The following is a 10,074-nucleotide window of genomic DNA, read 5'->3' as shown; positions in this document are numbered from 1 at the left end:
CGGAGGGCGCCCGCCGCGGGGTCAGGCCAGGCAGGTCGCCAGGCCCTTCAGGATGGCGTCCTTGGGCAGGTCGACGCCGATGAAGACCATCTTGGTGCCGGGGGTCTCGTCGCCCCACTTGGCGCCGATGTCGCTGCCCATGAGCTGGTGCACGCCCTGGAACACCACCTTGCGGTCGACCGCGTCCATGTACAGCACGCCCTTGTAGCGCAGCAGGTTCTCGCCGTAGACCGAGAGGATGCCGGACAGGAATTCCTCCAGCTTGGCGTAGTTGAACGGCCGCTCGCTGCGGAACACGAACGAGCCGATGCGGTCGGTGTGGTGATGATGGTGGTGGTGATCGTGGCCGTGATGATGGTCGTGGTGGTCGTGGTGGTCGTGGCCGCAGTCGTCGCCGCAGTGCTCGCCGTGCGCGTGGTCGTGATCGTGATCGTGTTCCTCGGCCTCGGCGCGCAGGAAATCGGGGTCGATCTCGAGCTTTTCGTTCAGGTTGAAGCCGCGCAGGTCGAAGATGGTCTCGATCGGCGCCTCGCCGAAATGCGCCGTGCGCACCGGCGCGCGCGGGTTCATGTGCAGCAGGCGGTGGCGCAGCTCGGCCACGTCGGCTTCGTCCACCAGGTCCGCCTTGGTGATGAAGATGGCGTCGGCGAAGCCCACCTGGCGCTGCGCCTCCTCCTGCTTGTCGAGCTGCAGGTTGGCGTGCTTGGCGTCCACCAGCGTGATCACGGCGTCGAGCAGGTAGCGCGAGGCGATCTCGTCGTCCATGAAGAAGGTCTGCGCCACCGGGCCGGGGTTGGCCACGCCGGTGGTCTCGATCACCACGCGGTCGAAGCCGATCTCGCCGGCGTCGCGCTGCGTCATCAGTTGCGACAGCGCGGCCACGAGGTCGCCGCGGATGGTGCAGCAGATGCAGCCGTTGCTCATCTGCACGATCTGCTCGCGGCCATCCTGGACCAGGATCTCGTTGTCGATGTTTTCCTCGCCGAACTCGTTCTCGATCACGGCGATCTTCATGCCGTGCTGCTCGTTCAGGATGCGCTTGAGCAAGGTGGTCTTGCCGCTGCCGAGGAAGCCGGTCAGGATGGTGACCGGGGTCAGTTTGGACATTGTTGTTTCTCCGGGAAGGGAATACCGCAGGCCTGCCGTGCGCGGGGCCGGTGTGATTGGGGTGATGCCGGCGGCATGTGCCGGGCGGCGCGGGCGTTCATTGGCCGCGCCCGGTCGTGTGCGCGCCGCATTCGGCGCAGACGCCGTTGACGGTGAGTTCCACGTGCTCCACGGCGAAGCCGCTCGGCACCTTGGGCGCGGCCTGGGCCGGCACGCTGGCGCCGTCCAGGCAGAAGGTGCGGTCGCAGCGGCTGCAATGGAAATGGCTGTGCTGGCGGTGCGCCTGCGCGCGCGCGGCCTCGTGCTCGACCAGGCTGAAGCGGAACACGCGGTCGTGGCCGGCGCGCTTTTGCGCCAGGCCCTGCTCGACCAGCCAGTCCAGCACGCGGTAGACGGTCACGCGGTCCACCGCCTCGCCGTCGGCCGGCATGCGGTCGATCACCGCCTGGTGGGTCAGCGCCTCGCTGCTCTCCATCAGGCAGGCCAGGATGCCCAGGCGCGGCTGGGTGACGCGGGCGCCCAGCTCGCGCAGGCGCTCGTGGGCGGCGTCCAGGGTGGCCGCCGCCGGCGTCATGCCGGGGGCCGGCGCGGCCAGGTTGGGGGTGGGGCTGCTGCTCATGGGCCGATTTAACCATAGCGCCGGTACTGATGCAATTCAGTTGCGTCAACTGCGCTTGGGCGGATAGCGTGGGCGGCCGTCTTCCGGAGGTATCCATCATCGACAACAACGGGCTGTGGGGTTTATCCCGCGGTATCCCGATGCATATGTTGCCGTTCCCCGATTTCGCGCCGTCTTGCCTGCAATTGGGCGAGGTGCCGGTCGCCGACAAGTGGGGTTGCTATCGCCGTCGCGGAGGAAATGTTGAACTTCTTCCGCTGAACCGTTGGTTATGGAGATAAAAGTGCATCTTTTCACACTTCTTGGTCGTTTCAAAAAGAATCTGGCGTCGTTGCACAGCCTTGCCGTATCGCTTGTACTGTCTGCGGCCGTGCGCTTGGCCAGGACCGCTTCGCTTCATTTTGAAACAGCCACTAAGCAGGTCGTGGAGAAAGTGTCTTGGGCGCGCATGGGTCCGGCTCGGTCCGTAGCACATCACTGTCGCGTGGCATGCGCCTGTACGAGGCGCCGCGGTCTTGATGCCGATGCGGGCAAAACCCACGACGATTGCTTACTTGCGAACAGCGGTGCCAGAGTCACATGAAACGGCACTAAGGTGTCACCGGCAACAATGCCCCGTGCTGACCGTGAAAAGCATGGGGTAGGACTGGGCGGTCAAGGAAGCTTTCTGCGAGCCAGCGGCATTTGGCTTGATGCTGGCAGTCATTGCGCCAAATCATCATGGTCTGGGCACGTCTGTACTTTCCTGGAAACGGGTGGCACTTAACCCGATGCTTGGACCCAAGATTTTCAATGATCGCGCTTGGCATGAGTGTGACGCCCAATCCAGCAGCGACGCAGCCGACGACGGCCTCGGTAGTCTCGAACTCAAGCGTGCGATGAACCGGGATGTTTGCTTCCGCCATCCAGCGTAGTAAGTTGTCACGGTAGAAGCAACCCTCGGGAAACCCGATCAATATTGTGCTGGCCAGATCCTTCGCGGAACGAAGCAGGCGGCGCCCACAATTGGTCACCAGGGTTAGCTCGTCGTCGTCGATCTCAACCTGCTGCAAATCAGGATGCGACATTGCTCCGATGATGATGCCGATGTCGAGATCCTGCGCAAGGACGTCACGCACAATGCTGTCGGTGGTGGCCACATTGACATGCAGTTGGACCGTGGGATGAGAACGATGGAAGTCGGTCAGTGGCCCCGGCAAATGCTGTATTGCGGCCGTCGCTGTCGCGCCGATGCGCAACTCCGCACCTGGTGTTCCGGGCCCTCTCACAACCTGCCTCGCCTCGTCTGCGAGTTGCAGTAGGCGCCCCGCGTAACTGTGCAGCACCATTCCGCGAGGCGTAACTGTCAAACGTTTGCCGACGCGTTCAAAAAGACGTGTGCCGAGCATGTCTTCCAGTTGCCGGATGCGTATGGAGACGTTCGACTGCACGCAATGCAAACGCTCGGCGGCGCGTGCCACGCCGCCTTCGTCAACCACCGCTTTGAAAATCTGTAGTGCCCTTAGATCCACTTGACGTCCCTCCCTTATGCCGCACACATCATGTCTGCTTGATTTCACCCAAAAAAATACATTGGGATGATTAGTATCTCTTTTCTATATTTTTTTGTGAACTAATTCAAGAAAATAGAATTGATTATAAAAAATATTAATTATATATCTGTGGCTGGAGGAAAGTAGACTCCATTCGAGCAGTCGGATTTGCAGCGATTTATACAAGTTATTCCGGCGATCGCTATGTTGCTGGTGGCTATTTTATGGGTCACGAGTGACTGCTTGTGTCGACTGCCTTGGGGCGTTATATGCGGTGATCAAACGGTCTGGGATTGAATATGAAGAATATTAATGTCGTCATTGTTGGTATGGGGCAACGAGGATTGACGGTGCTCGAGCGATTGCGCGCAGTGCTCTCAGAAAGGAGACTGGGTACGGGAATGGATTTGCACTTGGTCGATCCGTCGACGCCGGGGCAAGGTATCCATGAGTGGAGTCAACCCGAGCATCTGCTGGTGAATACCATTGCCGCCCAGATCACGATGTATTGCGATGAATCCGTTGTTGACTCCGGCCCAGTACTTCCCGGCCTGTCCTTTCTAGAGTGGGCACATGAACGGGGCTATAAGAAGCTAGGCAGTCGCTTTGTCATTTCCGACGAGGGCGAGCCAGTGGAAGAGAACACCTATTTGCCGCGCGCAGTGCTCGGGGAGTACCTGACCTGGGTGTACGACCAACTGCTCGAAGATATGCCGGACTATGTCAACGTGATCAATCATCGCAGGGCTGCCGTCGATATCAGCCCGGTTGCTGACAATCGGATTGACGTAACTCTCGAAGGTGGATTCAAGATCGACGCAGACTATGTTTTCATGACAATGGGGCACAGTCTAGGCGGCAAGGATTCGTTCGACCGCAAAGTGGAGAACTGGGTGGTCTCGGCCAGGGCCGGAAACAGTCATATGGCGTATTTCAGAACTCCATATCCGATCTCGTCGCTAAATTCCATCAGCGCGCAGGCAAAGGTTGCAATTTGCGGGACCGGGCTTACGGCAGCGGACGCAATCTCGGCGTTGACGATCGGGCTGGGCGGTCGTTTCGAGAAATTGTCCTTTGATCGGTATCGCTACATTCCCTGTGGGCGAGAGCCGCGAATCACCATGTTTTCGCGCCAAGGTCTACCGGCTGGCGGGCGAGCAGTGAACCAGAAGGGCACATATGGTCAGTACAAGGCGAAGTTCTTCACGCGTGATTTCGTAGATGCGTGCTGCTCGAAGAACCAGATTGACCGCGGCAACGCGCAGCTCGATTTCGATCGTGACTTGTGGCCGACGCTCAAGAAGGAAATGGCCTATGTGTATTCGAGCTCAGTCTCCGGCGAGTGGGCCGACCCGACCACCTATCAGGTTGAGCCGGAAGTCGACGCGGCAATTGACCTACTGATGGTGCCCGCCGAGCACCTCACATTTGCCGACCAAAAAGAATACAAAAATTTCATCCGCCAGCACTTGGTCGAGGACATCGCCGATTGCTTCGGCGGAAATGTGGACAACCCGCGCAAGGCAGCAGCGGACATACTCAGAGATATCCGCGACAACATTCGGCACGCGGTGGACTACTGCCGACTGACACCCGCATCACACCAGCGTTTCCTGTCCTACTGGTGCTCCATCAGCAATCGAATTGCAAGCGGGCCACCCAAGGAGCGGAACATGGAGATGCTTGCTCTCATCGATGCAGGGATTCTGACATTCTTCGGTCCCAAGCCCGAACTTGGTTATGACGAGAAAAACCAGCGCTTTACATTGTCGACTGACAGGTTCGGGCACCCGGCAAGCGAGGCATTCGATGTGTTGATCCGCGCCAAGGTCGATCTGTTTGAACCTGAAGCAAGTCCATCTCCGTTGATTAGAAGCATGATCGCATCCGGCGCTATTACGCCGTTTAGAAACGGCGCATTCAAGCCGAGCGGTATCGATATCACTCCCGAAGTGAATGTGATCCAACGCGATGGCGAAGTAATTCGGAATCTCTGGGCCCTCGGCTATGTAGTGGAGGGCGCTCACTTCTACACCTACGTGCTACCGCGGCCGTATTCAAACTCCCGCGGTCTCCAGGACGCAGGGCGTGCGGTTATCGCAATGGTAGATGACATCGCAGTATGCCACGGCGAAGATCAATCGCCCAACGTTGCCGTAGCCTGATAGGAGATCGGAAAAATGGATCGTCGCAAATTCAACATTGGGGCACTGAGCCTCGCAATGGGTGCGCTGGCCACACAGCAGGTCAATGCGCAAGGCTCACCGAGGATATCGAAAGCTCAGACGTTTGTCCTCGTTCACGGCGCATGGTATGGCGGTTGGTGTTGGAAAAAGGTCGCCCTTGAACTGCGCGCGGCAGGGCACTACGTGTCCGCGCCGACATTGCCGGGGGTCGGTGAGGCCAAACATCTCTTGTCCAGGGAAATTGATCTCACCACTCATATTACAAGCATCGTCAACCACATTCAGTACGAGGGACTTAGTGATGTCGTCCTGGTCGGTAGTGGCTTTTCTGGCCTCATCATTAGTGGCGTGGCCGACCGAATCCCACAGACGCTCAGGACACTCATCTATCTCGATGCGCTCGTGGTACCAAACGGCGTGTCAGCGTTCGAGGCGCAGCCAGCCGAAATCACAAGGAAGCGGCTGGAGCAGGTCGCACGAGAGGGCAACGGAGTTGCAATTCCGCCTCCCCCACTTAGCAGCTACGGCATCGATACCGAGGAAGACAAAGCGTGGGTCGGGTCTTTACTGACATCGCATCCGGTCGGTCCATACCAGGAGAGATTCCATATCCAGAACCCCCTCGGGAACGGTGTGCCGCGTATGTACGTCGACTGTGTCGCTCATTCGTTCGCACCGCTCGCGAAGCTCAAAAAAGATATCCGCTCGCAGTCAGGCTGGATCTGGCGAGAGCTGGACGCGCGACATGATCCGATGGTAACCGAACCGCATCTGCTCACAGAGTTTCTGCAATCCATCTGACACCACGGGAGGATGAATATGCTGCATGGTTGGCAGAAAATTAGTGCGCTGATGTTGGTATCGACACTGCTGCTTGCAGCGACGTCGTTTTCCGCGGTGCTACCGAAGATTGCATCGAATCTCGGGGTGATCATATGCATTCCGATCGCCATCCTATGTTTATCAAAGGAGAGTTGCAAGAAGCAGACTTTATGGTACGCAGTGGGCATGTTCACGGTCTGCATTCCGCCGCTTGTCAATTTGGTTGACACGCCACAACTGCTGGAGGCGATGGGCCGCTTCGCACCGGTAATGTGCCTACTCGCAGGTGTTTCGATCTTTCGGCATAGCATGACGCGATCCGGCCTTTCCTCGCTTGTCAGCAGCAGGCTGGTCAAACCGCCGGCCGGTCCCCTGAATACCGCACGTGTGGCGTTAGCCACGATGGTGCTCACCCTGTTCACCAGCCTGGGTGCGATCTCGCTAATAGGTACAGTGTGTGGGCCGCAGGTGAAGAACAGGCTGAGTATCTCGCGCATAACGATGCGATCCTTGTGTGCATCGATGTTTATCCTTCCGACGACGGTGGCGTCGGCATCAATTGCAGCGGCGATCCCGCAATTGGACACTGGTTCGGTGCTACTGGTCGGCACGCCGCTTGCACTATTCATTGTCGCGGGATCGTTGACGCCGCGTCTTGAAATTGCTGATATCGGTGGCGGGTCTCGCATCATCGGCAAGTTCAAACCTTTTTTGCTTGTGGCGGTTATGGCTGCGTCAGGCACATTCATCTACGTGATGACACGCAATTTGACCTGGTCATTTGCGTTCGCGATGATGATCGGGTACTGCATCGAATCGGTAGTGCTGGCGGGCGGCAAGGTGGCGCAGACGGTGGCGAAGGAGGTGCCAAAGAGCATAGACGGTATCGCGCCGGAACTACTGCTTCTTGCGGCGTCCAGCCTACTGATCTTCACGATCGGTCATTTTGACTTAGCTACACACCTGCCAAATTCCGTACGTGCATGGCTAGGCAACCCCTACGTGATCGCGGTACTGCTGATTTCCGTGCTGCCTGTTGTGACAATATTGGGCGTACACCCCATGATTTTATTCGGTATTTTCTTTCCGCTGGTGGACTCAAGTGTATTGGGACCGACGTATATCCAATATCTCGCCTGGACATCGATGTTCGTGATGTCCAATCTGATGTCCCCGGTATCGATCTGCGCGATTCTCGCCGCAACGAGCCTTCACGTGTCAAGCCGCGACACCAGCTATATGTCGAACTGGCGATTCTGCACTATCGGCATGATGATTATCTATGTTTATCTGTTGACGCTATTTGGATTTCGGCAGAACGGCTGACGTGGTCTAGGCCTGAAACCAGAAAATTGGAGATGCCATCACGCCATCCGTGATCATCGAAAGATATTCCATCGGATACCACCATGAAGATACTGCTGCTAGATTTGTTGGACAAACCGCTTCAGGATTCTCTGCTTGCAGACAACGTTGTGTATCGCCCCGATTTGTTGAACAAGAGTCAGGACATGCTGGCACGCACACTCGTCGAGAGCGGGGTAGACGCGTTGATTTCGATCGGTCCTGTCCCTAGGAGGGTCGTTGATGAATGGGCTGCCGCGCGTGCATCAACCGTTTTTGTCGTACGCATCTTAGTTCCCGATCCGAATGCTCAGGACTTGCTCGACTATGCGCCTGCAGGTGAAATCGAAGTGGGAAATCAAGTAGCGCTTCAGGCGGCCGGGGCGTCCCTGGGCGACGCTTACTTGAATGCGTTCAGTCTGCTCGAGGGACGCTGGGTTCGGAAGATGTTGCGATCGAAATTCGCCGGCGTCAGAACGGCGTCGCCAATCAGGTTCGACAGTCGCAGGAAGATCCTGTTGGTCGGGGCGGGGCTAGTCAATCTCATATCAGGCTACAGATTGCAGCAGGAGGGCTACGCCGTCCATTTCATCGACGCCCGCCCGGACCCGCGCGTTGCGGAGCCGTGGACATCCTATGGCTGCAGTCACGGCGGTGATGACGCGCGGATGTTCACATTGTCAGAAATGGACAACTACAACGACCGACAGGTGTCCCTGACCATGAATAATCTGTTTCGACGCAATGTGACTGAGCTTGGATGGAACGTTCGCTGGCAGGAGTCGCTCTCAGAAAACGAGCTGCGCTGGGTCAGGGAGTTTGAGGGTATTCCCACTTGGCTGGCAGACAAGTACAACGACGACATCTTCGCGCTAACCCGCGCGAGCTATCCGAAGTGGATGCGCTGGATCGAGCGCGATCCGGAGCTATTCACAGCTGCGATGCTGCGTGAAGGTATCTTACGGCTCTACTCGGAAAAGTCGCATTTTAAGGCTGCAGTGCTGCGCCAAGATCGCATCGGCGCCACTCGGTCCGTGCTGACTCCGCAGGAAATCGCGCGGGATCATCCTGCGCTGGCCGACGCCGTGCGCGGAGGTCATATCGCCGGCGGAATCCATGTGGTGGGCTTTACAGTAAATTCGCACAAGTTCGCTCGACAACTGCTACAGCGCCTGAGCGCACACGGTGCCGAGTTCACATGGGCACGCGGCGCGGAGCGAATTGTGCTGGACCAATCGCAGCTTGTCCGTGGTGTGCAGATCGACGGCGAACTGCTGGAGGCCGATCACTACGTGCTGTCGACCGGTGCATATGGCGACGCGCTCCTGACTGGCACTGAAACGAAGGAGAAGATTCACGGCGTACTTGGCGCTTGGATGCGGATTCCAAACATCGAGCCTGATCTTAGGCATTCGTTGAAGTTGGCTAGAAGGGGGCACATCACGGAGGACGCCAACGTGACGGTAGCGTTGGATGAGGGCGGCAGGCCGATTCTGGTAATCGGATCAGGATATGGCCATACCGGAATCGATCCGTGCAACATCGATAGTGATCTGTTGCAGAAGATCTACCAGGGACTCGTCGACACTGCGACCAAGTACTTCCCAGCGTCGTACCGCGCAGCGGAGGAGGCAGGTACGCTGCGGGACAATTTCAAATACTGCGTACGTCCCTGGACCTCGTCAGGTCTTGGCGTATTCGAGATTCTGCCCGGCGCGCAGGGTGGGTGCTGCGTTATCACGGGAGGCCACAATACCGGCGGATTCGCACAGGCACCGGAAATCGCGCAGGCTGTGATCGATGCGATCGAGTGCCGTGAGCACCCGATGCACCTGGCCTATCACCCGAACCGTCCGAGCGTGTTTCTGGGTACCGCCACATCGCCGCTGCACACCGCGCATTTTTCCGAGGCGATGTTCGGCTAATGCGATCCTCTCCAATCATTTCATCCAGACATGCCTCAGTATGGAAACTTCCAACACGAAGCCGGTTCCGCACGTGTCCGAGCAAGACATGCAGGCTCTTGATGCGACCAAGGATATGCAGCAGCAGAGAGCCAGGGCGCAGACACTGGCAACGCTGAAGGCGGCCGCTGTAGCGGCCCCCGATGTCCACAGTGCGAACGAGGCTGGGGCCGTACTGGCCGAAGGCGGCAATGCTATTGACGCCGCAGTCGCGGCGGCATTCGTGCTGGCCGTTACTTATCCGGAAGCGGGAAATATCGGTGGTGGCGGGTTTATGAATATCCATTGCGACGGTTTGCCGTACTTCCTCGACTATCGCGAATGCGCTCCTGCGAATGCGCGACACGATATGTATCTTGACGATACGGGGGAAGTGGTGCCAGACATGTGCATAGTCGGTAATCATTCGGTGGCAGTACCTGGTACCGTCCGTGGACTCTGGGATGCGCACCGCCGCTTTGGCACATTACCGTGGCGGCGGACGTGTCAGGAATTTTGTG

The 10,074-nt window shown here is 58.0% G+C and carries 8 protein-coding genes; 5 read left to right on the top strand and 3 right to left on the bottom strand.

Annotation, left to right across the window (positions count from 1 at the left end; translation table 11 throughout):
- Positions 1 to 21: 21 nt before the first annotated feature.
- The 3 genes from K206_RS0132525 to K206_RS39980 all read right to left on the bottom strand — a co-directional run bounded on the left by K206_RS0132525 (position 22) and on the right by K206_RS39980 (position 3,237).
- Positions 22 to 1,107 carry a GTP-binding protein gene (locus K206_RS0132525; RefSeq protein WP_020206482.1) on the bottom strand — a complete coding sequence of 362 codons (1,086 nt, stop codon included), beginning with the start codon at positions 1,105 to 1,107 and terminating at the stop codon, positions 22 to 24.
- Positions 1,108 to 1,204: 97 nt separating this feature from the next.
- Positions 1,205 to 1,681: a Fur family transcriptional regulator gene (locus K206_RS0132520; protein WP_196812952.1), complete on the bottom strand. Its 477-nt coding sequence runs from the start codon at positions 1,679 to 1,681 to the stop codon at positions 1,205 to 1,207.
- A gap of 635 nt (positions 1,682 to 2,316) precedes the next feature.
- Positions 2,317 to 3,237: a LysR family transcriptional regulator gene (locus K206_RS39980; RefSeq protein WP_052166036.1), complete on the bottom strand. Its 921-nt coding sequence runs from the start codon at positions 3,235 to 3,237 to the stop codon at positions 2,317 to 2,319.
- A gap of 320 nt (positions 3,238 to 3,557) precedes the next feature.
- On the opposite strand from K206_RS39980, the gene K206_RS0132510 reads away from it, so the two are divergent.
- The 5 genes from K206_RS0132510 to K206_RS42150 form a co-directional block, all read left to right on the top strand.
- A complete protein-coding gene (locus tag K206_RS0132510; RefSeq protein WP_029044343.1) occupies positions 3,558 to 5,423 on the top strand; it encodes an FAD/NAD(P)-binding protein in 1,866 nt (621 codons plus the stop codon).
- 15 nt (positions 5,424 to 5,438) lie between these two features.
- Positions 5,439 to 6,245, top strand: coding sequence for an alpha/beta fold hydrolase (locus tag K206_RS42155; RefSeq protein ID WP_081651594.1), 807 nt, complete (start codon positions 5,439 to 5,441; stop codon positions 6,243 to 6,245).
- Positions 6,246 to 6,257: 12 nt separating this feature from the next.
- Positions 6,258 to 7,592, top strand: a complete 1,335-nt coding sequence (locus tag K206_RS0132505; RefSeq protein ID WP_155888369.1) for a hypothetical protein — start codon at positions 6,258 to 6,260, stop codon at positions 7,590 to 7,592.
- 83 nt (positions 7,593 to 7,675) lie between these two features.
- Positions 7,676 to 9,535 (top strand): FAD-binding oxidoreductase, encoded by a 1,860-nt coding sequence (locus K206_RS39975; RefSeq protein ID WP_020206477.1) that lies wholly within the window; start codon positions 7,676 to 7,678, stop codon positions 9,533 to 9,535.
- Positions 9,536 to 9,650: 115 nt separating this feature from the next.
- Positions 9,651 to 10,074, top strand: a 424-nt coding sequence (locus K206_RS42150; RefSeq protein WP_369796939.1) for a gamma-glutamyltransferase, incomplete at its 3' end; no start/stop codon positions are given.

This window comes from Cupriavidus sp. WS, from assembly GCF_000395345.1.
GTDB lineage: Bacteria > Pseudomonadota > Gammaproteobacteria > Burkholderiales > Burkholderiaceae > Cupriavidus > Cupriavidus basilensis_B.
Note: the sequence above shows the minus strand (reverse complement) of the source record. Positions and strands in the feature narration are given on the sequence as shown.